This window comes from Pseudomonas sp. Pse1, from assembly GCF_024519635.1.
Lineage (GTDB): Bacteria > Pseudomonadota > Gammaproteobacteria > Pseudomonadales > Pseudomonadaceae > Aquipseudomonas.
In genome coordinates, this window is record NZ_JALJRO010000003.1 from 109,789 (window position 1) to 134,549 (window position 24,761).

22 protein-coding genes are annotated in these 24,761 nt (G+C 61.7%); 11 read left to right on the forward strand and 11 right to left on the reverse strand.

The genetic code is table 11. The annotated features are described in order from the left end of the window. Window positions 1–4 precede the first annotated feature (4 nt). From murD to lpxC, 9 genes are all read left to right on the forward strand, one after another. Window positions 5–1,351 carry a UDP-N-acetylmuramoyl-L-alanine--D-glutamate ligase gene (murD, locus tag NR126_RS05605; RefSeq protein ID WP_105754792.1) on the forward strand — a complete coding sequence of 449 codons (1,347 nt, stop codon included), beginning with the start codon at window positions 5–7 and terminating at the stop codon, window positions 1,349–1,351. Continuing rightward, the gene (gene ftsW / locus NR126_RS05610; RefSeq protein ID WP_027619565.1) at window positions 1,348–2,565 is read left to right on the forward strand and encodes a putative lipid II flippase FtsW; all 1,218 of its coding nucleotides are present in this window, start codon (window positions 1,348–1,350) and stop codon (window positions 2,563–2,565) included. The genes murD and ftsW overlap by 4 nt, the downstream gene beginning before the upstream one ends. Next, complete coding sequence (gene murG / locus NR126_RS05615; RefSeq protein WP_027619566.1) at window positions 2,555–3,625, forward strand: undecaprenyldiphospho-muramoylpentapeptide beta-N-acetylglucosaminyltransferase; 1,071 nt, start codon at window positions 2,555–2,557, stop codon at window positions 3,623–3,625. Before ftsW ends, murG begins: the two co-directional genes overlap by 11 nt. Then, a complete protein-coding gene (gene murC, locus NR126_RS05620; RefSeq protein WP_256829855.1) occupies window positions 3,618–5,078 on the forward strand; it encodes a UDP-N-acetylmuramate--L-alanine ligase in 1,461 nt (486 codons plus the stop codon). Before murG ends, murC begins: the two co-directional genes overlap by 8 nt. Continuing rightward, window positions 5,075–6,031, forward strand: a complete 957-nt coding sequence (locus NR126_RS05625; protein ID WP_027619568.1) for a D-alanine--D-alanine ligase — start codon at window positions 5,075–5,077, stop codon at window positions 6,029–6,031. The genes murC and NR126_RS05625 overlap by 4 nt, the downstream gene beginning before the upstream one ends. 4 nt (window positions 6,032–6,035) lie before the next feature. Next, window positions 6,036–6,902 (forward strand): cell division protein FtsQ/DivIB, encoded by an 867-nt coding sequence (locus tag NR126_RS05630; protein WP_027619569.1) that lies wholly within the window; start codon window positions 6,036–6,038, stop codon window positions 6,900–6,902. A gap of 14 nt (window positions 6,903–6,916) precedes the next feature. Continuing rightward, entirely contained in the window at window positions 6,917–8,179 is a 1,263-nt protein-coding gene (gene ftsA / locus NR126_RS05635) for a cell division protein FtsA (RefSeq protein WP_027619570.1), read from the forward strand. A gap of 97 nt (window positions 8,180–8,276) precedes the next feature. Next, window positions 8,277–9,473: a cell division protein FtsZ gene (gene ftsZ, locus NR126_RS05640; RefSeq protein ID WP_027619571.1), complete on the forward strand. Its 1,197-nt coding sequence runs from the start codon at window positions 8,277–8,279 to the stop codon at window positions 9,471–9,473. 112 nt (window positions 9,474–9,585) lie between these two features. Continuing rightward, window positions 9,586–10,497 (forward strand): UDP-3-O-acyl-N-acetylglucosamine deacetylase, encoded by a 912-nt coding sequence (lpxC, locus tag NR126_RS05645; RefSeq protein WP_027619572.1) that lies wholly within the window; start codon window positions 9,586–9,588, stop codon window positions 10,495–10,497. 133 nt (window positions 10,498–10,630) lie between these two features. On the opposite strand, the gene NR126_RS05650 is transcribed toward lpxC, so the two are convergent. From NR126_RS05650 to NR126_RS05675, 6 genes are all read right to left on the reverse strand, one after another. Next, window positions 10,631–12,124, reverse strand: coding sequence for a sensor domain-containing diguanylate cyclase (locus NR126_RS05650; RefSeq protein ID WP_256350841.1), 1,494 nt, complete (start codon window positions 12,122–12,124; stop codon window positions 10,631–10,633). A gap of 411 nt (window positions 12,125–12,535) precedes the next feature. Beyond that, the gene (locus tag NR126_RS05655; protein WP_027619574.1) at window positions 12,536–12,760 is read right to left on the reverse strand and encodes a hypothetical protein; all 225 of its coding nucleotides are present in this window, start codon (window positions 12,758–12,760) and stop codon (window positions 12,536–12,538) included. Between the two features lie 112 nt (window positions 12,761–12,872). Beyond that, on the reverse strand, window positions 12,873–14,237 hold the full coding sequence (locus NR126_RS05660; protein WP_105754789.1) for a heavy metal sensor histidine kinase: 1,365 nt from the start codon (window positions 14,235–14,237) through the stop codon (window positions 12,873–12,875). After that, window positions 14,227–14,904 carry a heavy metal response regulator transcription factor gene (locus NR126_RS05665; protein ID WP_027619576.1) on the reverse strand — a complete coding sequence of 226 codons (678 nt, stop codon included), beginning with the start codon at window positions 14,902–14,904 and terminating at the stop codon, window positions 14,227–14,229. The genes NR126_RS05660 and NR126_RS05665 overlap by 11 nt, the downstream gene beginning before the upstream one ends. 8 nt (window positions 14,905–14,912) lie before the next feature. Then, window positions 14,913–18,008, reverse strand: coding sequence for a multidrug efflux RND transporter permease subunit (locus NR126_RS05670; RefSeq protein ID WP_105754788.1), 3,096 nt, complete (start codon window positions 18,006–18,008; stop codon window positions 14,913–14,915). Next, entirely contained in the window at window positions 18,005–19,174 is a 1,170-nt protein-coding gene (locus NR126_RS05675) for an efflux RND transporter periplasmic adaptor subunit (protein WP_256829856.1), read from the reverse strand. Before NR126_RS05675 ends, NR126_RS05670 begins: the two co-directional genes overlap by 4 nt. 222 nt (window positions 19,175–19,396) lie before the next feature. Here NR126_RS05675 and NR126_RS05680 point away from each other — a divergent pair, with 222 nt between their 5' ends. Then, window positions 19,397–19,642: a hypothetical protein gene (locus NR126_RS05680; protein ID WP_256829857.1), complete on the forward strand. Its 246-nt coding sequence runs from the start codon at window positions 19,397–19,399 to the stop codon at window positions 19,640–19,642. 86 nt (window positions 19,643–19,728) lie between these two features. On the opposite strand, the gene NR126_RS05685 is transcribed toward NR126_RS05680, so the two are convergent. Both NR126_RS05685 and NR126_RS05690 read right to left on the reverse strand, forming a co-directional pair. Further along, entirely contained in the window at window positions 19,729–20,478 is a 750-nt protein-coding gene (locus NR126_RS05685; RefSeq protein ID WP_027619580.1) for a YkgJ family cysteine cluster protein, read from the reverse strand. 96 nt (window positions 20,479–20,574) lie between these two features. Further along, window positions 20,575–21,825: an MFS transporter gene (locus NR126_RS05690; protein WP_256829858.1), complete on the reverse strand. Its 1,251-nt coding sequence runs from the start codon at window positions 21,823–21,825 to the stop codon at window positions 20,575–20,577. 70 nt (window positions 21,826–21,895) lie between these two features. On the opposite strand from NR126_RS05690, the gene NR126_RS05695 reads away from it, so the two are divergent. Beyond that, window positions 21,896–22,591 carry a helix-turn-helix transcriptional regulator gene (locus tag NR126_RS05695; protein ID WP_256829859.1) on the forward strand — a complete coding sequence of 232 codons (696 nt, stop codon included), beginning with the start codon at window positions 21,896–21,898 and terminating at the stop codon, window positions 22,589–22,591. Window positions 22,592–22,663: 72 nt separating this feature from the next. Here NR126_RS05695 and NR126_RS05700 read toward each other — a convergent pair whose 3' ends face one another. The 3 genes from NR126_RS05700 to NR126_RS05710 form a co-directional block, all read right to left on the reverse strand. After that, complete coding sequence (locus NR126_RS05700) at window positions 22,664–22,990, reverse strand: hypothetical protein (protein ID WP_105754823.1); 327 nt, start codon at window positions 22,988–22,990, stop codon at window positions 22,664–22,666. Between the two features lie 194 nt (window positions 22,991–23,184). Continuing rightward, complete coding sequence (locus NR126_RS05705) at window positions 23,185–23,667, reverse strand: GNAT family N-acetyltransferase (protein WP_256829860.1); 483 nt, start codon at window positions 23,665–23,667, stop codon at window positions 23,185–23,187. 3 nt (window positions 23,668–23,670) lie between these two features. Continuing rightward, complete coding sequence (locus NR126_RS05710; protein ID WP_027619585.1) at window positions 23,671–24,573, reverse strand: chemotaxis protein CheV; 903 nt, start codon at window positions 24,571–24,573, stop codon at window positions 23,671–23,673. Between the last annotated feature and the right edge of the window lie 188 nt (window positions 24,574–24,761).

Sequence of the window (24,761 nt, forward strand, 5' to 3'; positions counted from 1 at the left end):
ACGAGTGTCCCTGATCGCTTCTGACCACTTCCGCATCGTTGTCGGCCTCGGCAAGAGCGGCATGTCCCTGGTTCGCTTCCTGGCGAACCGGGGCGTGGCGTTTGCCGTGGCCGATACGCGGGAGAATCCACCGGAGCTGGTCACGCTGCGCCGTGACTATCCGCACGTGGAGGTGCGTTGTGGCGAGTTGGATGTCGAATTCCTCTGCCGTGCCGATGAGCTCTACGTGAGCCCCGGCCTGGCGCTGGCGACTCCGGCTTTGCAGGCGGCCGCTGCCCGTGGGGTGAAACTGTCCGGTGACATCGAGCTGTTCGCGCGTAACGCGAAGGCGCCGATCGTCGCCATCAGCGGCTCCAACGCGAAAAGCACCGTGACCACCCTGGTTGGCGACATGGCGGCTGCGGCCGGCAAGCGCGTGGCCGTGGGCGGCAACCTCGGCACCCCGGCGCTGGATCTGCTGAGCGACGACGTCGAGCTGTACGTGATGGAGCTGTCGAGCTTCCAGTTGGAAACCACTGACCAGCTCAACGCCGAAGTGGCCACCGTGCTGAACATCAGCGAAGACCACATGGACCGCTACAGCGGTCTGCCGGCCTACCACCTGGCCAAGCACCGGATCTTCCGTGGTGCGAAGCAGTTCGTGGTCAACCGTCAGGACGCGCTGAGCCGGCCGCTCATGGGTGAGGGCCAGCCATGCTGGACCTTCGGTCTGAGCAAACCGGACTTCAAGGCGTTCGGGATCCGCGAAGAGGACGGCGAGAAGTACCTGGCGTTCGAATTCCAGAACCTGATGCCGGTGCGTGAGCTGAAAATCCGTGGCGCGCACAACCAGTCCAACGCCCTGGCGGCCCTGGCGCTCGGCCATGCAGTCGGTCTGCCGTTCGATGCGATGTTGACGGCCCTGCGCAGCTTCGCCGGTCTCGAGCATCGCTGCCAGTGGGTGCGTGATCTCGATGGCGTCAGCTACTACAACGACTCCAAGGCGACCAACGTCGGCGCCGCTCTGGCGGCCATCGAAGGCCTGGGTGCAGACATCGCCGGCAAACTGGTGCTGATCGCCGGTGGCGATGGCAAGGGCGCCGAGTTCAAGGACCTGCGTGACCCGGTCCTGGCCCACTGCCGCGCCGTGGTGCTGATGGGCCGCGACCGCGAGCTGATCGGCGAGGCCATCGGCGACGGCGTACCTCTGATTCGCGTCAACTCGCTGGACGAAGCGGTCGCGCAATGCCGTGCCCTGGCCCAGCCGGGTGATGCGGTGCTGTTGTCCCCGGCCTGCGCCAGTTTCGACATGTTCAAGCACTACGAAGAGCGTGGGCACTTGTTCGCCCGGGCTGTGGAGGGCTTGGCATGAGTCTGCGCGACATCATCAAGCCTTATCCTTCGCCGATCATTACCGGACGCGGAATCGACCTCGACTTCCCGATGCTCGCCGGTTGCCTGGCACTGATCGGCCTGGGGTTGGTGATGATCGCCTCGGCATCCACTGAAGTGGCAGCCGTGCAGTCGGGCAGCGCCCTGTACTACATGATTCGCCACCTGATCTATGTGGTGCTGGGCCTGGGTGCCTGCATCGTCACCATGATGATCCCGATTGCCACCTGGCAGCGTCTCGGCTGGCTGATGCTGATTGGTGCGTTCGGCTTGCTGGTGATGGTGATCATTCCGGGGATCGGCCGTGAAGTGAACGGTTCGATGCGCTGGATCGGCTTCAGCTTCTTCAACGTCCAGCCCTCCGAAATCGCCAAGGTGTTCGTGGTGATCTACCTCGCCGGTTATCTGGTGCGGCGCCAGAAAGAAGTGCGCGAGAGCTGGATGGGTTTCTTCAAGCCGTTCATTGTGCTGCTGCCGATGGCCGGCCTGCTGCTAATGGAGCCTGACTTCGGGGCCACGGTAGTCATGATGGGCGCGGCGGCGGCCATGCTGTTCCTCGGTGGGGTTGGGCTGTTTCGCTTCTCGCTGATGGTGGTGTTGGCGGTGGCGGCTGTGGTGTTGCTGATCCAGGTGCAGCCGTACCGAATGGCGCGTTTGACCAACTTTGCCGACCCATGGGCTGACCAGTTCGGCGCCGGTTACCAGCTGTCCCAGGCGTTGATCGCCTTTGGCCGTGGCGAATGGTTTGGCGTTGGCCTGGGTAACAGCGTGCAGAAGCAGTTCTACCTGCCGGAAGCCCACACCGACTTCGTGTTCTCGGTATTGGCCGAAGAGCTGGGTGCGATCGGATCGCTTTGCACCGTGGCGCTGTTCACCTTCGTTTGTATTCGCGGCATGTACATTGGTTTCTGGGCCGAGCGCGCCAAGCAGTATTTTGCAGCCTATATCGCCTACGGCCTGTCCTTCCTGTGGATTGGTCAATTCCTGATCAATATCGGCGTGAACGTCGGTCTGCTGCCGACCAAAGGCCTGACCCTGCCGTTCCTCAGCTACGGCGGCAGCTCGCTGGTGATCTGCTGTGCCTGCCTGGGTCTGTTGCTGCGCATCGAGTGGGAGAGTCGGACCCACTTGGGCAGCGAGGAAATGGAATTCAAGGAGAGTGATTTTGCCGAGGAGCCAACCCATGGGCGCTAACGTGCTGATCATGGCGGGCGGCACCGGTGGCCACGTGTTCCCGGCGCTGGCCTGCGCACGCGAGTTCCAGGCGCGCGGCTACACCGTGCACTGGCTTGGCACGCCCCGTGGCATCGAAAACGAGCTGGTACCGAATGCCGGCCTGCCTTTGCACCTGATCAACGTCAGCGGACTGCGTGGCAAGAGCAAGCTGTCGCTGCTCAAGGCGCCGTTTGTCCTGCTCAAGGCGGTACTGCAGGCGCGCAAAATCATTGGCCAACTCAAACCGGTCTGCGTTCTCGGATTTGGCGGCTATGTCACCGGCCCTGGCGGTGTTGCGGCCCGACTTGCTGGCGTACCGGTGATCGTCCACGAACAAAATGCCGTGGCCGGTACCGCCAATCGGTTGCTGGTGCCGCTGGCCGCCCGAGTCTGCGAAGCTTTCCCGGATACCTTTGCTGCCCGCGACAGTCGGCGGACCACCGGTAACCCGGTGCGTACTGAACTGTTCCTCGAAACACCGCGCCCGGCGCTGGCCGGACGCAAGGCACGGCTGCTGATTCTCGGCGGCAGCCTGGGGGCGGAGCCCTTGAACAAGTTGCTACCGGAAGCCCTGTCGCAGGTGCCTGTGGAACTGCGTCCGGAGGTGTTTCACCAGGCTGGCAAGAACCACGATGAAGTGACTGCCGAGCGCTATCGCGCTGCCGGCGTCGAGGCGCAAGTGCAGCCGTTCATCAAAGACATGGCCCAAGCCTATGGTTGGGCCGACCTGGTGGTCTGCCGCGCGGGTGCGCTGACTGTCAGTGAGCTGGCTGCCGCCGGTCTGCCCTCGATGCTGGTGCCTTTGCCCCACGCGATCGACGATCACCAGACCCGCAACGCCGATTATTTGGCCCGAGAAGGCGCTGCCTTCCTGATGCCGCAAAGAACGACTGGCGCCGCGGATCTTGCCGCGCGCCTGACAGAGGTGCTGATGCAACCACAACGACTCAACGACATGGCTGGCGCTGCTCGTCGCCTGGCCAAACCTGATGCCACCCGCAACGTGGTCGATATCTGCCTGGAGGTGGTTCATGGTTGAGAATCAGAAAGCCATGCCACAGCCGGAAATGCGCCGCATCCGTCGTATCCACTTCGTCGGCATCGGCGGCGTGGGCATGTGTGGGATTGCCGAAGTGTTGCTCAACCTGGGTTATGAAGTGTCGGGCTCCGACCTCAAGGCTTCCCCGGTGACCGAGCGCCTGGAGTCCTTTGGTGCGCAGATTTTCCTCGGCCATCGCGCCGAGAACGCCGCGACCGCCGATGTGCTGGTGGTCTCGAGTGCGGTCAACACCTCCAACCCGGAAGTGGCAACTGCCCTGGAGCGCCGCATTCCGGTAGTCCCGCGCGCCGAGATGCTGGCCGAGCTGATGCGCTACCGCCACGGCATTGCCGTCGCCGGTACCCACGGCAAAACCACCACCACCAGCCTGATTGCTTCGGTGTTCGCTGCCGGCGGCCTGGACCCGACGTTCGTCATCGGTGGCCGCCTGAATGCAGCCGGCACCAACGCGCAGTTGGGCACCAGCCGCTACCTGATCGCCGAAGCCGATGAGAGCGACGCCAGCTTCCTGCACCTGCAGCCCTTGGTGGCCGTGGTCACCAACATTGACGCCGACCACATGGCGACCTACGACGGTGACTTCAACAAACTGAAGAAAACCTTCGTTGAGTTCCTCCACAACCTGCCGTTCTACGGTCTGGCCGTGGTGTGCCTGGACGATCCGGTGGTTCGCGAAATCCTCCTGCAGGTCAAGCGTCCGACCGTCACCTACGGTTTCAGCGAAGACGCCGACGTACGTGCAATCAACGTGCGCCAGACCGGCATGCAGACCTTCTTTACCGTGCTGCGCCCTGACCGCGAGCCGCTGGACGTGTCGGTGAACATGCCGGGCAACCACAACGTGCTCAACTCGCTGGCGACCATCTGCATCGCCACCGACGAAGGTGTCAGCGACGAGGCCATTGTCCAGGGCCTGTCGGGCTTCCAGGGCGTGGGCCGACGCTTCCAGGTCTACGGCGAACTGCCGGTCGAAAACGGCCACGTGATGTTGGTGGATGACTACGGTCACCACCCGACCGAAGTCGCGGCAGTGATCAAAGCCGTACGCGGTGGCTGGCCGGAGCGCCGCTTGGTGATGGTCTACCAGCCGCACCGCTACAGCCGTACGCGCGACCTGTACGACGATTTCGTCAATGTCCTGGCCGATGCCAACGTGCTGCTGCTGATGGAAGTCTATCCGGCCGGCGAAGAGCCGATCCCGGGTGCCGACAGCCGCAAGCTGTGCAACAGCATTCGCCAGCGTGGCCAGCTTGACCCGATCTACATCGAGCGCGGTGTCGACCTCGCGCCGCTGGTCAAGCCGCTGCTGCGTGCCGGTGACATTCTGCTATGCCAGGGCGCCGGTGATATCGGCGGCCTCGCGCCGAAACTCTTGAAAAGTCCGTTGTTTGCGGGCGCCGTTGTCGCGCCCAGTGAAGGGAAGCTGAAATGACTGCTGACTACGCCAACCTGTCCTCGACCATTGCCCCGAAAGATTTCGGCCGCGTCGCCGTGCTGTTCGGTGGCAAGAGCGCCGAACGCGAAGTGTCGCTGAAATCCGGCAACGCCGTGCTCGACGCCCTGCAAAGTGCCGGCGTGGACGCCTTCGGCATCGACGTCGGTGACGACTTGCTGCAGCGCCTGCTCAGCGAAAAAATCGACCGTGCGTTCATCATTCTCCACGGTCGCGGCGGTGAAGACGGCAGCATGCAGGGGCTGCTGGAAGTCGCTGGCATTCCCTACACCGGCAGCGGCATCCTTGCCTCGGCCCTGGCCATGGACAAACTGCGCACCAAGCAGGTCTGGCACACCGTGGGTATTCCGACGCCCCGTCACGCGGTATTGAGCAGCGAAGCCGATTGTATTTTGGCGGCGACGGAACTGGGCTTCCCTTTGATCGTCAAACCGGCGCATGAAGGTTCAAGTATCGGTATGGCCAAAGTGACATCTGCGTCTGAATTGACCGACGCCTGGAAAGCGGCCAGCACCTACGATTCGCAAGTTTTGGTTGAGCAATGGATCCAGGGTCCGGAGTTCACCATCGCCATGCTGCGTGGCCAGGTATTGCCGCCGATCGCCCTGGGTACGCCACACACTTTCTACGACTACGACGCCAAGTACATCGCGTCCGATACCCAGTATCGGATTCCGTGTGGCCTCGACAGTGCCAAGGAACAAGAGCTCATGGATCTCACGGCCAAGGCCTGTGAGACGCTGGGTATTGCCGGTTGGGGACGGGCTGACGTGATGCAGGACGCCGAAGGGCAGTTCTGGTTTCTCGAAGTCAACACCGCACCGGGCATGACCGATCACAGCCTGGTGCCGATGGCGGCACGGGCGGCAGGCCTGGATTTCCAACAGTTGGTGTTGGCGATCCTGGCGGCCAGTATTGAGTCGCGAGGTTAAGTCCATGCAAGGCGCCCAGCTTCGTCATCAGTCCCCTGCACCCGGCCGTAAGCCGGTGCCACGGGGTGCCAGTCGAATGGTGGCTAAAGAGCCGATGTCGGTGCGCCTGCCCAAAGCCAATTTCGGCTTTCTCAAGGCTTTGTTCTGGCCAGTGCTGCTGGTGGCGCTGGGTTTCGGTACCTATGAAGGTGCGCAGCGCCTGATGCCGTACGCCGACCGCCCGATCACCAAGATCAACGTGCAGGGCGACCTCAGCTACATCAGCCAGCAAGCAGTGCAGCAGCGGATCGCGCCTTTCGTCGCGGCGAGCTTCTTCACCATCGACCTGGCGAGCATGCGCACCGAGCTGGAAACCATGCCCTGGATCGCCCATGCCGAAGTGCGTCGGGTCTGGCCGGACCAGGTGGTGATTCGCCTGGAAGAACAACTGCCGGTGGCCCGTTGGGGCGACGAGGCATTGCTGAACAACCAGGGCCAGGCGTTTACCCCGCGAGAGCTGGCCAACTACGAACACTTGCCACAGTTGTTCGGTCCGCAGCGGGCCCAGCAGCAAGTGATGCAGCAGTATCAGGTGTTGAGCCAGATGCTTCGGCCAATGGGCTTCTCCATCGCCCGGCTGGAGTTGCGTGAACGCGGCAGTTGGTTCCTGACCACTGGCGCCGGCAGTGCGGGGCCGGGGATCGAGTTGTTGTTGGGCCGCGGCAACCTGGTGGAAAAGATGCGCCGCTTCTTTGCCATCTACGACAAGACGCTTAAAGAACAGATTACGAACATTGCGCGCATCGACCTGCGTTACGCCAACGGCCTCGCCGTAGGCTGGCGGGAACCTGTAGCGCCCACGACGGCCCAACCCGCCGTCGCGAAGAATTGAGAAGAGGCAGGACCATGGCAAACGTGCAAAGCGGCAAAATGATCGTCGGTCTGGATATCGGTACCTCCAAGGTGGTGGCACTGGTAGGCGAGGTCGCGGCCGATGGCCAGCTGGAAATCGTCGGGATCGGTACCCATCCTTCCCGAGGACTGAAGAAGGGCGTGGTGGTCAACATTGAATCCACCGTGCAGTCGATCCAGCGCGCCATCGAAGAAGCGCAACTGATGGCTGGTTGCCGGATTCACTCGGCATTCGTCGGCGTCGCCGGCAACCACATTCGCAGCCTGAACTCCCACGGCATCGTGGCGATTCGTGATCGCGAAGTCAGCTCCGCCGACCTCGAGCGCGTTCTCGATGCTGCGCAGGCAGTGGCGATCCCGGCTGATCAGCGCGTCCTGCACACCCTGCCGCAGGACTACGTGATTGATAACCAGGAAGGCGTGCGTGAACCACTGGGCATGTCCGGTGTGCGTCTGGAAGCCAAGGTCCACGTGGTCACCTGTGCAGTCAATGCCGCACAAAACATCGAGAAGTGCGTGCGTCGCTGCGGCCTGGAAATCGACGACATCATCCTCGAGCAACTGGCCTCGGCCTACTCGGTGTTGACCGACGACGAAAAAGAACTGGGCGTGTGTCTGGTGGACATCGGCGGCGGCACCACCGACATCGCGATCTTCACCGAAGGTGCGATCCGTCACACCGCGGTGATCCCGATTGCCGGCGACCAGGTGACCAACGACATCGCCATGGCGTTGCGCACTCCGACCCAGTACGCCGAAGAAATCAAGATTCGTTATGCCTGCGCCTTGGCCAAGCTGGCCGGTGCCGGTGAAACCATCAAGGTGCCAAGTGTCGGCGACCGTCCGCCGCGCGAACTGTCGCGCCAGGCCTTGGCCGAAGTGGTCGAGCCGCGCTACGACGAGCTGTTCACCCTGATCCAGGCCGAACTGCGTCGCAGCGGCTACGAAGACCTGATCCCGGCCGGCATCGTGTTGACCGGCGGTACGGCGAAGATGGAAGGCGCGACCGAACTGGCCGAAGAGATTTTCCACATGCCGGTTCGCCTGGGCGTGCCCCATGGCGTCAAGGGTCTGGACGATGTCGTACGCAACCCGATTTATTCCACCGGCGTGGGTTTGCTGATGTACGGCCTGCAGAAGCAGTCCGATGGCATTTCCTTCTCGGGGATCAGCAGCAACCGCGATAGCTACAGCAACGAGGAAGCCAAGAGCCCGTTGATCGATCGCATCAAGAGCTGGGTCCAGGGCAATTTTTAAGCAGTAGATGCAAGCAACAAGCTTCAAGCAGCAAAGGCAGTGCAAACGCTGTAGGCGCAGTAGGCGAAAAAAACTAGAGAATTGAAGGAGAGGGAAAATGTTCGAACTCGTAGACAACATCCCCGCAAGCCCGGTCATTAAAGTCATCGGTGTTGGCGGAGGCGGCGGCAACGCCGTCAACCACATGGTCAAGAGCAACATTGAAGGCGTTGAGTTCATCTGCGCCAACACTGATGCCCAGGCGCTGAAAAGCATCAGCGCGCGGACCATCCTGCAACTGGGTACCGGCGTGACCAAAGGCCTGGGTGCCGGCGCGAATCCTGAGGTTGGCCGTCAGGCGGCCCTGGAAGACCGCGAGCGCATCGCTGAAGTGCTGGCCGGCACCAACATGGTATTCATCACCACCGGCATGGGCGGCGGTACCGGTACCGGTGCAGCGCCGATCATTGCCGAAGTGGCCAAGGAAATGGGGATCCTCACCGTTGCGGTGGTGACCCGTCCGTTCCCGTTCGAAGGTCGCAAGCGCATGCAACTGGCCGACGAAGGCATCCGCCTGCTGTCGGAAAGCGTCGACTCGTTGATCACCATCCCTAACGAGAAGCTGCTGACCATCCTCGGCAAAGACGCCAGCCTGCTGTCGGCTTTCGCCAAGGCCGACGACGTGCTGGCCGGTGCCGTTCGCGGTATCTCCGACATCATCAAGCGTCCGGGCATGATCAACGTCGACTTCGCCGACGTACGTACCGTGATGAGCGAAATGGGCATGGCGATGATGGGCACTGGCTGCGCCAGCGGTCCGAACCGTGCGCGTGAAGCGACTGAAGCGGCCATCCGCAACCCGCTGCTCGAAGACGTCAACCTGCAAGGTGCGCGTGGCATCCTGGTGAACATCACCGCCGGTCCTGACCTGTCTCTGGGTGAGTACTCCGACGTGGGTAGCATCATCGAAGCCTTCGCTTCCGAGCACGCCATGGTCAAGGTCGGTACCGTTATCGATCCGGACATGCGCGACGAGCTGCACGTGACCGTGGTTGCTACCGGTCTGGGCGCGAAAATCGAGAAGCCGGTCAAGGTTATCGACAATACCGTTCACACCTCCATGACCAGCGCCCCGGCTCCTGTTGCCGCTGCCGCACGTCAGGAACTGCCGTCGGTGAACTACCGCGACCTCGATCGTCCAACCGTGATGCGCAACCAGGCCCAGGCCGGCGCAGCAGCGGCGGCGAAGCTGAATCCGCAAGATGATCTGGACTACCTGGACATCCCGGCATTTCTGCGTCGTCAGGCCGATTGATGGAATGTATTAGGGCTATGAAGGTGATTGGTGTTCAGCAAAGGCGTGGTCTGCTATCATCGCCAGCCTTTGTTGATACCAGTTCGCAATTTGCGCTGAAGCGGCCCAAGCCATGATTAAACAACGCACACTGAAAAATATTATCCGTGCCACAGGTGTAGGTCTGCACTCCGGGGAGAAGGTATACCTGACCCTCAAGCCTGCACCGATCGACACCGGAATCGTCTTTCGCCGTGCCGACCTCGATCCTGTGGTCGAGATCCCGGCGCGTGCGGCCAATGTCGGCGAGACAACCATGTCGACGACGCTGGTCAATGGCGACGTGAAAGTGGACACGGTTGAGCATTTGCTCTCGGCCATGGCTGGCCTGGGCATCGATAACGCCTACGTCGAGCTCTCCGCGTCCGAAGTGCCAATCATGGATGGTAGCGCTGGACCTTTCGTATTCCTGATTCAATCGGCAGGCCTGGAAGAACAGGACGCTGCCAAGAAGTTCATCCGCATCCTGCGTGAAGTGACAGTGGAAGACGGCGACAAGCGCGCCACTTTCGTGCCTTTCGAAGGTTTCAAGGTGAGCTTCGAGATCGATTTCGATCACCCGGTGTTTCGCGACCGCACACAAAGCGCCAGCGTGGATTTTTCCAGCACTTCGTTCGTAAAAGAAGTCAGCCGCGCCCGGACCTTTGGTTTCATGAGTGATATCGAGTACCTGCGCAAGCACAACCTCGCACTCGGCGGCAGCGTCGAAAACGCCATTGTGGTCGACGCCGATGGTGTACTGAACGAAGACGGCCTTCGCTATGAAGACGAATTCGTGAAGCACAAGATTCTCGATGCAATTGGCGATCTCTACCTGCTGGGCAATAGCCTGATCGGTGAGTTCAAGGGCTTCAAGTCCGGCCATGCACTGAACAACCAGCTGCTGCGCAAGTTGATTGAGCAGACAGACGCTTGGGAAGTCGTGACCTTTGAAGACGCCAGCACTGCTCCGATCTCTTACATGCGCCCGGTTGCGGCAGTGTAAGTAAAAAACCTCTCTAGTTTTTTAAAGGCTGCCTTCGGGTGGCCTTTTTTTATCCCGGATTTTACTCCCGCTCACTGTCCTTCTTTTGTGGGGGCGAGCCTGCTCGCGAAGAACGACAACGCACACCTCAAACCTACCCCAACGCACTCACCACCCGATTCCGCCCCTCGCCCTTGGCCTGATACAGCGCCTTGTCCGCCCTGAACATCAGGTTCTCCAGGCTCTCGCTCGGCAGTCCACTGGAAGTAGCAAGCCCAACGCTCACAGTCATCGGCGCTTGGTCACCGGCCAACAGCGGCATCTGCTCGACCGCTGCGCGAATGTTTTCGGCAATCCGCAGGGCGCCGGCGTTGTCTGTCTCTGGCAGCACCACGGCAAATTCTTCGCCGCCATAACGGGCCGCCAGGTCACCGGGGCGTCGGATGTTTTCGGTGATGACCCGGGCCAGTTCGCGCAGGGCATCGTCACCGCCCTGATGGCCATGGCGATCATTGAAGGCCTTGAAGTGATCGGCGTCGATCATCAGCATCGACAGCGGCGTGCCCGTACGCTGGGCTCGCGACCACTCGCGGCTCAATACCGCATCCAGGGTGCGTCGGTTAGCGACGCCGGTCAGCGCATCGATGGCCGCCTGCTGCGCCAGCTCCCGCTCGGCGTGATGCCGCAGGCGCAGCTCGCGGCACAGCAGCAGGGTCAGCCACAGCAGGCCAGTGCACAGCACCCCAGTGGCGCCGCTGATGACGTAGGCGGTGCGCCGCCAGGTCGCGAAAATTTCATCCACCGATAGCGCCACGCTCACTGTCAGCGGCAGGTTGCCGACGCGGGAGAAGGTGTACAACCGGTCGCGATGGTCAATGCTCGACACGCTGGTAAAGCTGCCGTTGCCCTCGCGCATGATGCGCACTACGTTGGGACGGGCGCCGAAGCTCTGGCCGATGCTGTTATTGAGCAGCATGGGTTTTTGCGCGAGCAGGATACCGTCATTGTCGAGCACGTTGAGGGTGCTGTCGTTGCCGATGTCCAGACCCTTGAACAGTTCGTCGAAGTACTCGAGGCGCATCGACGCCACGGCGACGCCAAGGAACTCGCCACTGGTGGAGGAGATGCGGCGGCTGAAGCTGATCTGCCACTGGCCGCTGTCGGCACAGTCACAGCGAGCCTTGAACGGGCGGCTGATAAACATCTCGGTGTCGTGATTGAAGGCATGGGCGAGGAAGTAGTCGCGGTCGGCGAAATTGCCCGGCTTGGGTTCGATCAGCGAGGAGTCCGCGGTGACGTTGCCGTACTTGTCCAACAACAGCAGATCGCCTTTGAAGCGTGCGGCGCTGGAACGGTCGAACAGCACCAGATGGCGCACCTGCGGTGACACCTGTTGCAGGTCCTTGCGCTGGGAGGCGGCGATCAGGCCCTGCAGCGACAGGTCATAGAGTTCGACATTGCGCAGCACATCGGCGTCGATCAACTGCACGATGTTGGTCGCACTGCGGGTCGCGGCCTGCAAAGCGTTAGCGTGCTCGCGGATGAGCAGGAAGGTGACGATGGCGATAATCGCAATGACTGTCAGCGAGCTGCCCAGAATCAGCATGAATTCCGGGCGCCGGGTGTTGCCCGTCAAGTGAAGGTGCATACGGCTCATGCTCTGACAAGTAAATAAACTGTAGGAGCGAGCTTGCTCGCTCCGACAAAGTATTTCATTTGCCTGAGTAAACTGCACCATGCGGCTACTGCTTGGCTGGAAAACATTCAGCGGATAACCGTCCGGATCGACGTTGCTCAGATCCAGCGTGCGGCGATCGTTGCAGCGACTGCAACGAACAGGGTTCTGCGTCTAACGGTGATGCTCACGGGGATACATCTTCTTGGACCTATAACCAACAGGGTTACTGTTTGAAAATCCAATCTTTGCGAGCGGAAATGAAGAGGCGTGCAAGTTTAAAAGCACAACAAAAAAAAGCCGCTGATAGCAGCGGCTTTTAAGACAACTCAACCTGGGAAAGAGCCCGGAAAAGTGTCGAGGGAAACAGTTACATAGTGCGAATCAGCTATCTTTTTCAACCTGTGGTTGAGCCTTGATAGTCGATGCTTGCGGGGCGTGCTCAGGGTTTTGGGTCTTGGCGGTCAGTTCGGCCTGGGCTTGGTCGAAGGCGGCAGCGCGTGCAGCATTCTGCGCGACAAAGGCTGGCGACTCTTCGGCCATGGCCAAAGGCGAAAGGAACAGGGACGACAAAACGAAAGCGCTGGCAATACCCATACTGTTGGACATCTTTAAAACCTTCTTGCTTGGCAAGTGCTGTTTGGTGCGGGCAAAGATAAGGCGCTTGGGCAAAAGGAAACAGTGCGATTTACAGAAAGGACTATTGCGCCAGAAGCAACAGTCATACCGGCAAACAGATGCCGAAGGTATTGACCCCATCATCGCTGCGCACAAACACGTCGCCGCCGTGCATCAACGCAATCGCCTTGACGATGGCCAGGCCCAGGCCATGGTTGGCGCCGCTGTTGCTGCGCGAGGCGTCGACCCGATAGAAGCGCTCGAACAGCCGGCCCAGATGCTCACCGGCGATGGGCTCGCCCGGGTTGGCCACGCCAAGGCGCACCTGGTGTTCTTCGGTGGCGATATGCACCTCGATCACCTGGCCGGGGGCGGTGTGCTGCACGGCGTTGTTCAGCAGGTTGATCAAGGCCCGGCGTAGGTGGGCGATCTCGATCTGCACCTTGGCATCGCCGCTGACGTGCACGCGGACCTGGGCGTCTTCGAGGATGAAGTCCAGGTAGTCAAGGGTGGTCGCCACTTCATCGGCCAGCGAGGTTGTGGTGAGTTTGGTGGCCTTGCTGCCCTGGTCGGCGCTGGCGAGAAACAGCATGTCGTTGATGATCGAGCGCAGGCGTTCCAGCTCCTCGAGGTTCGATTGCAGCACCTCGAAGTAATGCTCCGCCGATCGCCCGCGGGTGAGGGCCACCTGGGTCTGGCCGATCAGGTTGGTCAGCGGCGAACGCAGTTCATGGGCGACGTCGGCGTTGAACGACTCGAGGCGCGTATAGGCTTGCTCGACCCGTTCCAGGGTCGAGTTGAATGAGGTGACGAACTGATCGAGTTCCGGCGGTAGGGGTGACAGTTGCAGGCGTGCCGACAACAGCGGCGGCGCCAGGCGTTGCGCCTCGTGGGACAACTTGATCAGCGGTTTGAGACCAATGCGCGCGACCCAATAACTCAAGGCGCACGACAGCAGCACACCGATTATCGCCAGGCCGATCAAGGCGATCAGCAAGTGGTGCTGGGTTTCATAAACCGTCTGGGTGTCGATGCCGATCATGAAGCGCAGGGGCGGGCGCTGATCCTTGGCCGGGAACTGGCTGACCAGCACCTTGAGCGGGTAGGGTTGCTGCGGCAACTGCATGTCGCGCATGCCCAGCGGGCCTTCGGCAAAGGCGCGAATCTGCGGGGTGATGGTGCCGTACTCGTATTGGCGGTCGCCGCTGATGATCCAGAAGCTGATGCGTTTGTCTTCTTCACCCAGCAGCTTGAGCTTGTTGTTGATCTTCACCCAATGCTCCGGTGTACCGAAGCGCCCGACCGTGGATTCGAGCACGCTGTAGCGCGCGTCCAGCTCGGCTTCCGGCAGCAGGCCCAGGCCCTTGTCGACCTGTTGATACAAGGCCCAGCCGATCAGCAGGAACACCAGCGCCGCCACCAGGCTGAACATCGCGCTCAGGCGCAGGGCGATGGAGTTACGGGGCACGACGGCTCTCCAGCACGTAGCCCATGCCACGGATGGTGTGCAGCAGTTTCTCTTCGAATGGGCCGTCGATCTTCGCCCGCAGGCGCTTGATTGCGACCTCGACGACGTTGGCATCGCTATCGAAATTGATGTCCCAGACCATCTCCGCAATCGAGGTTTTCGAGAGGATTTCCCCCTGGCGGCGAGCTAATACGCTGAGCAGCGAGAATTCCTTGGCGGTCAGGTCCAGGCGCGTGCCGGCGCGGGTAGCCTTGCGGCTGATCAGGTCGATCCACAAGTCGGCGACGCTGACCTGCACCGGTTCGTGGCCGCCGCTGCGCCGGGTCAGGGCTTGCAGGCGAGCGACCAATTCGAGGAACGAGAACGGCTTGCCGAGGTAGTCGTCGGCGCCGTCGCGCAAGCCGCGGATACGGTCTTCGACTCGTTCCCGGGCAGTGAGCATGATCACCGGCGTCTGCTTGCGCGCGCGCAGTGCCCGCAGCACACCAAAACCGTCGAGGCCGGGCAACATGACGTCGAGGACGATCACCGCGTAGTCGCCTTCCAGGGCCAGGTGCAGGCCTTCGATACCGTCCGGCGCCACGTCCACGGTGTAGCCTTGTTCGGTCAGGCCGCGATACAAGTAGTCCGCGGTTTTTTCTTCGTCTTCGACAATCAGGACGCGCATGACCCGCCTCAGTGTGTGGTCGCCAGCGCGGGCGCTGACGTGGGCCGATGGAATAGCCGCTCAAGCCACAAGTATATGACCGGCGTGGTGAACAGCGTCAGCGCCTGGCTGACCAGCAACCCGCCGACCACGGCGATGCCCAGCGGCTGGCGCAACTCGGCGCCGGTGCCGTGGCCGAGCATCAACGGCAGGGCGCCGAGCAGGGCGGCGAGGGTGGTCATGATGATCGGCCGGAAACGGGTGATACAGGCTTTATAGATCGCCTCCTCGGGCGACAGGCCGCCATTGCGCTGGGCATCGAGGGCGAAGTCGATCATCAGGATGCCGTTCTTCTTGACGATGCCGATCAGCAGCACCAGCCCGATCAGGGCCATGATCGAAAAGTCCTGGCCCAGCAGCCAGAGCATGATCAGCGCGCCCAGGCCGGCCGACGGCAGTGTGGAAATGATCGTCAGCGGATGCACGAAACTCTCGTAGAGCACGCCGAGGATGATGTACACCGCCACCAGCGCGGCGAGGATCAGCCACGGCTGACTGGCCAACGAGCTCTGGAACGCCTGGGCGGCGCCCTGGAAGTTACCGTTGACTGAAGTCGGCATGCCGATCTCGGCTTTCGCCTGATTGAGCAGGATCACCGCATCGCCCAAGGCCACGCCGGGGGCCAGGTTGAAGGACAGGTTGGCGGCCGGGAACATGCCGTCGTGGGCGATGGAGAGCGGGCCGACCGTCGGCGCTTCAAAACGCGCGAGCGCTGACAACGGCACCATCTCGCCGCTCAAGGGCGAACGCAGGTAGAAGTAGGCCAGGCTTTCGGCCTTGCCGCGCTGGCGGGTGTCGAGTTCGAGGATCACGTTGTACTGGTTGATCTGGGTCTGAAACTCATTGACCTGACGCTGGCCGAAGGCGTCGTAGAGTGCCTCGTCGACGTCACTGGCGGTCAGCCCGAAACGCGCGGCGGCGGCCCGATCGATGCTGATGTGGGTGATGCTGCCGCCCAGTTGCAGGTCGTTGGACAGGTCGCGGAAGGCCGGGATAGTGCGCAGTTTTTCGGTCAGGCGCTGGGTCCACAGGTTGAGGGTCGGGCCGTCATTGCTCTTGAGCACGTACTGGTACTGGGCGCGGCTCGGGCCGGAACTGAGGTTGATGTCCTGGCCGGCGCGCAGGTAGAGGACGATGCCCGGGACCTTCATCAATTGCGGGCGGATCCGGTCGATGAACTCACTCGCCGAGACATCGCGATCGCCACGTTTTTTCAGGGCGATCCAGAACCGGCCGTTGGCGATGGTCTGGTTGCTGCCCGAGACGCCGACCGAGTGGGAGAACGCCTGAACGGCGGGATCGGCAGCGACGATTTTCGCCATCGCCAGGTGTTTTTTCACCATGTCGCCGTAGGAAATATCGGCAGCGGCTTCAGTGGTGCCGAGGACGAAACCGGTGTCCTGCACCGGGAAGAAGCCCTTGGGGATATACACGTAACCGGCCACCGCCATCCCCAGTGTCACCAGGAACACCCCGAGCATCAGCTTCTGGTGAGCCAGGGCGCGGCGCAGGCCATGCTCGTACCAGGCCAGCAGCCGCTCGCCAAAGCCCGGCCTGGACTGGGCGTGGTGTTTCGGCGCACGCATGAACAGCGCGGCCAGGGTTGGGGCCAGGGTCAGGGATACCACCACCGAAATCATGATGGTCGAGGTGGCGGTCAGGGCGAATTCCTTGAACAGCCGCCCGACCACACCGCCCATGAACAGCAGCGGAATGAACGCCGCCACCAGCGAGAAGCTGATCGACACCACCGTGAAGCCGATCTCGCCGGCGCCCTTGATTGCCGCTTCGCGCATGCCATCGCCGGCTTCCAGGTGGCGGTGGATGTTCTCCACCACGACAATCGCATCGTCGACCACGAAGCCGACGGAAATCACGATCGCCACCAGGGTCAGGTTGTTCAGGCTGAAGCCCATCACGTACATCAGGGCGAAACTGGCGATCAACGACACCGCCAGCACGCTGGAGACAATTAAGGTCGCCGACAGCTGGCGCAGGAACAACGCCATCACCGCAACCACCAGCAGCACCGCGATCAGCAGGGTCAGCTCCACTTCATGCAACGAGGCGCGGATGGTCTGGGTGCGGTCAATCAGCACCTTGACCTCGACCGACGCCGGCAGCATCGCCTGCAGGCTCGGCAAGGCGGCCTGAATGCGGTCGACGGTCTCGACGATATTGGCCCCCGGCTGGCGGAAAATCACCAGGTTGACTCCGGGTTGCGTGCCGGACCAAGCCTGCACGTAGGCATCTTCCGCACCGTTGACCACCTTGGCCACATCGCGCAGATGTACGGGCGCACCGTCCTTGTAGGAAACGATCAGCTGACCGTATTCCTCAGGGTGGAATAACTGATCGTTGGTCGAAAGGGTCGAGATGCTCGACTCGCCATACAGCGCGCCCTTGGCCAGGTTGAGGCTGGTCTGCTGGATCGCCAGGCGAATGTCGGCCAGGGTCAGGCCGATGGCGGCGAGTTTGTCGGCCGAGGCCTGGACGCGAATCGCCGGGCGTTGCTGCCCGGTGATATTGACCTGGCCGACACCGTCGACCTGGCTCAGCTGGCGGCCGAGCAGGGTTTCGGCGTAGTCGCTCAGTTGGGTGCCGGGCATTTGCAGCGAGCTGACGCTGAGGATCAGTACCGGGCTGTCGGCCGGGTTGACCTTGCGCCAGGTCGGCAGGGTCGGCATGTCCTTGGGCAGCTTGCCGGCGGCGGTGTTGATCGCCGCCTGGACTTCCTGGGCGGCGGTGTCGATGCTTTTGTCGAGGGTGAATTGCAGGGTCAGATTGGTCGAGCCCAGAGCACTGCTGGAGGTCATCTGGGTCACGCCGGGAATCGCGCTGAACTGCACTTCCAGTGGCGTCGCCACCGACGAGGCCATGGTGTCCGGGCTGGCGCCGGGCAGCAGGGCGTTGACCTGGATGGTCGGGAATTCGGCTTCCGGCAGCGGTGCGATAGGCAGCTTGGGGAAGGCGATCAGGCCGAGCAGCACCAGGGCAAAGGTCAACAGTACCGTAGCCACCGGATGATCGATGCACCAGGCGCTGATTCCGCCACGGGCCTTCATGGCTGGGCCTGCGGGGCGGTGGCTTGGGTCAGCTCCGGTGGTTCGTCGAGAACCTGCACGCTGGCCCCCGGCTTGAGTCGCGATTGGCCGTCGCTGACCAGCACGTCACCGGCCTGCACGCCCTTGATGATGTTCAGCTCGCTGTTCTGGTAGACCATTTGCACCGGCACCGATTCGACCTTGCCGTCCTTGACCCGGTACACGAAGTGCTGGTCGAGGCCGCGCTGGACCACGGTCGGCGGCACCACCAACGCGTCCTTGTTCAGCGCAGTCTGGATCTTGATGGTCACCAGTTGCCCGGGCCAGAGCTTTTGCCCGGCGTTGTCGAATTCAGCCTTGGCGCGGATGGTCCCGGTGTTGGCGTTGATCTGGTTGTCGATCAGAGTCAGATGGCCTTCACCTAGCAGGTCACCAGTCTGGCCGTCTGTGTCGGCCCCCAGATAAGCGTTGACCGCCGCTGCCGGCGTAGCGTCGATCAACCCCTGCAAGGTTGGCAGCATTTGCTGAGGCAGGGAGAACTCGACGGCAATGGGGTCGATCTGGGTCACTGAGAACAAGCCCTGGGTGTCGCTCATGCGCAGGAAGTTGCCTTCGTCCACGGTGCGAATGCCGACCCGACCGCTGACCGGTGAACGAATCTGCGTGTAGGAAAGCTGTACCTGCGCGGCATCGATGGCGGCTTGATTACCCAGCAGGGTGGCTTGCAACTGCTTGACCAGCGCTTGCTGTTGATCGTAGGTCTGCTTGGACACGCCGTCGTCGACGCTGAGCAGCTTGTAGCGTTTGAGATTGACCTGTGCCACCTGAAGTTGCGCCTGGCTTTCGCCTAATTGCGCTTTGGCCTGATCGAGACTGGCGCGAATCGAACGGTCGTCGATACTGGCCAGCAGATCTCCGGCCTTGACCAATTGGCCTTCCTTGACCAGCAGCTTGGTAAGGATGCCGTCGATCTGCGGACGAATCACCACGCTGTGCAGTGACAGCACCGAGCCGATCCCGCTGACGTAACGCGGCACATCGCGTTCGGCGACGCTGACCACCCGCACGGGAATCGCCGTCGGCGCCGTCAGTTTGCTCGAGGTCGGACGCAGCAGCATCCAGGCGCCAGCGGCGACCAGCACAATCAGGGCGCCGACAAGCAGCAGGGGTCGTTTGCGTATGGGCATCAGGTCAATCGCCAGGGCCAGTGGGTAGGATAGGTAGCAGTATGCCTCTGTTATAGGCCGTTGATCCGGTCAGTAGCGTGACCGCTGACTGACAGACGTGACAGTTTCGAGCGGTAGGACTTGTCGTCCCAAGCCAGAAGCTTGCCGCTGCGCTTCCCGCTATACTGCCGGTCTTTCGTGGCCCACCCTCCGGGTCCGACTCAATGCAACACCGGAGCATTCATGACTTCCCCGACACAAATGCCTGCGGCTGACGACCAGGCTGACCTGCCAGACAGCGTCGACTCCAGCGCCGACAGCGACAGCAAAGCCGCGATCCCGGCCTTCAAGTTTCCGTTCAAGCCGGGCGAACTGGCTGCGGCCAAGCAGGGCAATCAGCCGTGGTACAAGAATGGCGCGAAAAATGGCCATACCAAAGTGCCAGGCGCCGCGCCTCCAGGCACCCGCCGTTCGATGGGCAAACGCTGAGTCCTGCTGAAACTCCGCTGACGCCCTGTGGGAGCAGGCTCGCTCCGGGCGGCGTTCCGACGATCCGCCGTAGGCGGCCATAAGGATCACGCCGCACGCAATGAAATAAACGCGTAAGTCTGCGGTTGTTCCACGGTCCACCACGCCCCGGCGGCCTGCATCTGTTCGGCGACACTGTCGCCCGAGACATGAAACTGCCACTCCTCGACCGCATCCACTGACGCATCTGCCTGAGCCTGTTCCAGCGCCTGGGCAAATGCCGTCATGTCCGGTAAGTACGCGGTAAAACCGTCGCCTTTGAGCGCACTGGTGCGAATTCCCAATCGCCGGCAGAGTGCTTCCTTGATTCGAATGTCATCACGGTCGGCCTGGCGCGACTGTTCGATCAGGCTCGCCAACTCCAGATCAGCCAATTGACCACCGACAATCAATTCAGGACCCCGCTCCCACGACTCCGGTGGACAGTCCTTGGCGCCGGGGTTCAGCGGAATATGCGGATTGATTTCCATCGGATAGATCCGACACACCAGCGGTCGCCGCTCATAAATCCGACAAAGGTTTTCCTCGTCAAGATTCCGGCAGCGTCCAGGGTTGAACGCGGCAAAGGTGATCGTCACGTAGGCCTTGGCTGCGCCACTGGGCACCGCCACCGAGCGCCGTTGCGCATGCTCGCGCTGTTCGGTTGGCAAGCCCAGGCCATTACTCAGAAAACCCTCCACCAGCACGATCACGGCACCGCCGTCCGCGGCCCACATCCGCGCTTCGGCGAGGGTCAGGGGTACATGGTGGTCACTGCAGCACTTACCGCAACCTACACAGGAAAACTTCGTGTTCATGGAAAAGCCGGCCACGTATCAGCGATGACGGAAAACCATCGCAGGGGACGGCCACGAAGCAAGGAGTGCGCCATTTTCCAGCAGGCTGCCGATAGGTTAATAGAGCGCTTTGCCCAGTGGGCGCGTGGTCGAACCGAGATAGAACGACAGGATGGCCAGTGTTTGGACTATTACGGCGGCCATAACGAGGGCGACGATTGCCTCGCCGGGGTTGGAGAGGCTTGCGCGTATGAGTCCGAAGGACGCGGGGGCGAAGGCGTAAGTGGCTTGACTGATTGCCACCATTAGCGCGATCACCTTGGCGGTTTGTTCGCGGCTGAACTCGGTCTGTGCGATCAGCGGTGGCAGGGAGGTGGCGTTGCCGATGCCTGAGCCAATCAGCAGCACCGCCACCCAGGCTACCGCCGGGTGACTGTCCAGGCCAAGCAGCATCAGCGTTCCGCTCATCTGGATCGCGTAGCCGAGGCAGGCCAATTGACGACGGTCGACGCCCCGGCTCATCAGGCGAGCAGCAATGAATCGACCGCCCATTGCGCTGGCGGTGGCAAGACCCATGGCGAAGGAGGCGTCCTGGGCACCCATGCGTCCCGCCAGGATCGAATACAGGTGAGCGATCAAGCCTATCTGCGCGAACAGGCCCAGCGACATACCGGCCGCCAGGGAGCGAAACTTCGCTGACTTGAGCGTCTGTGCGGCAGTCCAGGGCGCGGCGTTGGCGGTGGTTGCGCTGGGTTCCAGTGATACTGCGTTGTCGGGATGTTGCCCCAGGCTTTGCGGGGTTTTGTTGAAGACCAGAAAGGCGAGGGTGCCCATCAGCACCACTGCCATCAGGCTGATCACCAACGCCGCCATGCCAAAGCCGAAGCGTTCAATCAGGAACACCCACAAGGGCGAGAAAATCACCCCGCCCAGGCTGGCACCGTTGTACGCCTTGCCCAAGGCCTTGGGACGCTCCTTGATGTACCACGGGGCGATCAAGGTATTAACGGCGGTGGCTCCCAGTGTCACCCAGCCAATGCCCGAACAGAGGGCGCCGGCATTCAGCACCCACGGTTGGTTGGCCTGAGCCCAGAGATTCACCCCGACGCCCAGAGTGATACTGCCCAGCAACGTAACGACAGGCACTCCGAAACGGGCATACATCCGCGGCAGGTTGGCGATGACCACTGTGCCGCTGAGAAAGTGCAGGGTGACGGCAGTCGATACCAGTGTGATTGGCCAGCCTGTACGGTCCATCACGGCCTGCATGTAAATAGGCGGCCCGTAAAACCCCACGCCCCAGCCGACCAATGCCAGGATGAACGTACACCTCAGTACGGTTTGTCCAAAAAAAGCCGAGTTCTTCATCGCCATCTCCTCCATGTTGAGCCATAGGTTATGCTGGCGGATAACGTCTCACTTCGAGGAGTATCGAATAATGGATGTCGAGCAATCCGAGTTGCGTCTGGCCAACGTCGCGGCGGCGATTGCCGATCCGGCCAGGGCGCGAATGTTGTGCTGCTTGCTGGATGGTCGGGCCCGTACGGCCACCGAACTGGCAGTAGTCGCGCAGAGGAGTCCTTCCACGGCATCCAGTCATTTTCAGAAGTTGTTGGAGCAAGGGCTGGTGACGCTGGTTTCCCAGGGAAAACATCGGTACTTCCAACTGGCGAGCGCCGATGTTGCCAAGGCGTTGGAAGGACTGCTGTCGCTCACTTCGTTCGAGTCGCCAGCATTCAAACCCTCCACGCCGTGTCATCTGCGCCACGCCCGTACCTGTTATGACCATTTGGCCGGGGAGGTCGGGGTCCTGTTGCATGATGCCTTGTTGGCGGGCGAGTGGATGTACCAGGAGCAAGGTGACTATGGCCTGACCCCCAAGGGCATCGAGCGCCTGACCCGAATGGGGATGGACCTTTCTGCCGATACCCCGACGCGGCGCCGGTTTGCTTATCCCTGTCTGGATTGGAGCCAGCGCTGCGCCCATGTCGGCGGCACGTTAGGCGCGGCGCTGCTGGGCCATATGGTGCGGGAAAAATGGGTTGTGCGCGCCCTGGACTCTCGTGCATTGACCGTCACAGCCAAAGGACGCAAGCGTCTGGCGAGTGCGTTCGATATCCAGTTGGAGGTCTGACGAGGCCGGCTGGAGAGCCTGCTCAAGACGTGGCAAGGCTCACCTGACCCGGCCTATCGAAAAACGCGTCAGTCACTGACCTTTGCCGGTCGCCCGCACCGAGTCCCACTCAGTCACGTAGGCGGTTTTGCTTTTCTTGTGATACAGGCACAGCTCGGTTCCGGTCTGGCCCTTCATGTGTTTCTGCGGGTACTGGCCTTGCAGCAGCATCGCGGTATAGCCGACTCGATCATCGAACTGCGCGGCGTTGCCTACCGGTTTGACGTGGCTCAGTTGGCTGGCCTTGGTGCAACTGGCGAGCACGGCTTTGTCGAAGGCGGCCCAGGCATCGGGGCTGGAGGCGTGGGCCTGGGTGGCGAGGCTGGTCAGGGTGAGGAAGAGCAGGGCGGGGTTTTTCATGGTGTGGCTCCGCAGTTGTGTTTGTTCTGGTAGGAGCAGCCGGTCGAGGCTCGACTGCTCGCGAAAAACGCCAACGATCACGCGAAAATCCTGAATGTACGCGGCGCCCTTTGGCTTTTCGCGAGCAGGCTCGCTCCTACAAAAAGAGGTCCCGGAGTATGCCGGATACTTCGCGACGGTTTTACCGAACACCTTCAATCCACCAGCAATTCTCGGTGGACTACATACATGCCAGCCTTTTCGTACAACCGCCGCGCCCGATGGTTGTCTTCCATGACCTTCAGGTCGACATAACCTTCGCGCCTTTGTTGAAATACATCGAACCCGTGTAGCAGCAATGCCCACCCCAGGCCCCGGCCCTGGGCGCGTGGATGCACCACTAGGTGGTGGATGAAGGCACTGGTCCAGCACTGGATCGCCCCGACGATGCCCTGACTGTCCGCCGCGATAAAGCACAACTGCGGATCGTATTCGGCGTCACGCTCGAAGCGCTCGCGCCAGTCGTCCAGGGCCGGCACGCTGCCGCCACCATTTTGGTAGCCGGCTTTCAGTAATTGATGGACAGCCGCCGCCTGGGCCGGTTGATAAGTGCTCAGGTTGATGCCCACCGGCCACTCAGCGTTCGGCAGAACATCGCGCAAATCACGTCGCAGCAGCAGGCACCAGGCCTCGCCCATGGCTCAAGCGCCCTGCTGTGCCACCGCTTTGGCGGCGGTGATCAGGCACTGAGTGAGTTCAGGCGAGGAGAATTTGGTCAGCAGTGCGTTGGCGCCGGACAAGCGAGCCTTCTCACTGTTCATCGCGCTGTCCAGTGAGGTGTGCAGCAACACGTAGAGATGGGCGAAATCCGGGGTTTCGCGCAGGGTGCGGGTGAAGGCGTAGCCGTCCATCTCGGACATCTCGATGTCCGAGACAATCAGGTTGATTTGCTGCGCAGTGCCCTGCAGGTCCAGCAGGCAGTCGATGGCTTCCCGGGCGCTGCGCGCGGTATGGCACTCCAGGCCGAGGTTGCGCAGGGTGTGCACCGATTGTTGCAGCGCCACCTGGCTGTCATCGACCACCAGAATCCGCGCGTTACCGAGCAATTCGGCCTCTTCCATGCTCAATTCGGTAGGCGCGTTTTCCAGCGGCGCCGGAGCGATGCCATGGATGACTTTTTCGATATCGAGGACTTGCACCAGGGTACCGTCGACCGAGGTCACGCCAGTGATGTACGAACGCACGCCGCCGGAGCCGTAGGGCGGCGGGCGAATGTCCGACGTCAGGCAGTGCACGATCTTGCTCACCGCCTGCACATGCAGGCCCTGCCTGGAGCGGCTGACTTCGGTGACGATCAGGCAGCCGCCGTCGGGGTCCACCAACGGACGCTCGCCAATCGCCCGGCTCAGATCAATCACCGACAGCGAGTTACCGCGCAAGGTGGCGATGCCTTTGACGTGCGGGTGGGAATCCGGCAACCGGGTGAGGGGCGGGCAGGGGATGATTTCACTGACTTTCAGCAGGTTGATCGCCATTAGCTTGCCGCTGCGCAAGGTAAACAGCAGAAGCGATAGGGAATCTGCGCGGGCTTTGGTTGTGGACATAAAAACCTTCTGTGGAACGCTGGTATCAGGTTATCGACCTGTGAGGGGCTGGCTTTAGCCAATAACTCGGCACATCCATCCCCTGTAGGCGCTGGCTTTTCGGCACGCCGCAACGCCGTGAACCAGTCACCACGGTGTGGCAGGTCCGTCGCCTTCGCCGGCCAGCCGCAAGCGGGGGCTGGCTCCTA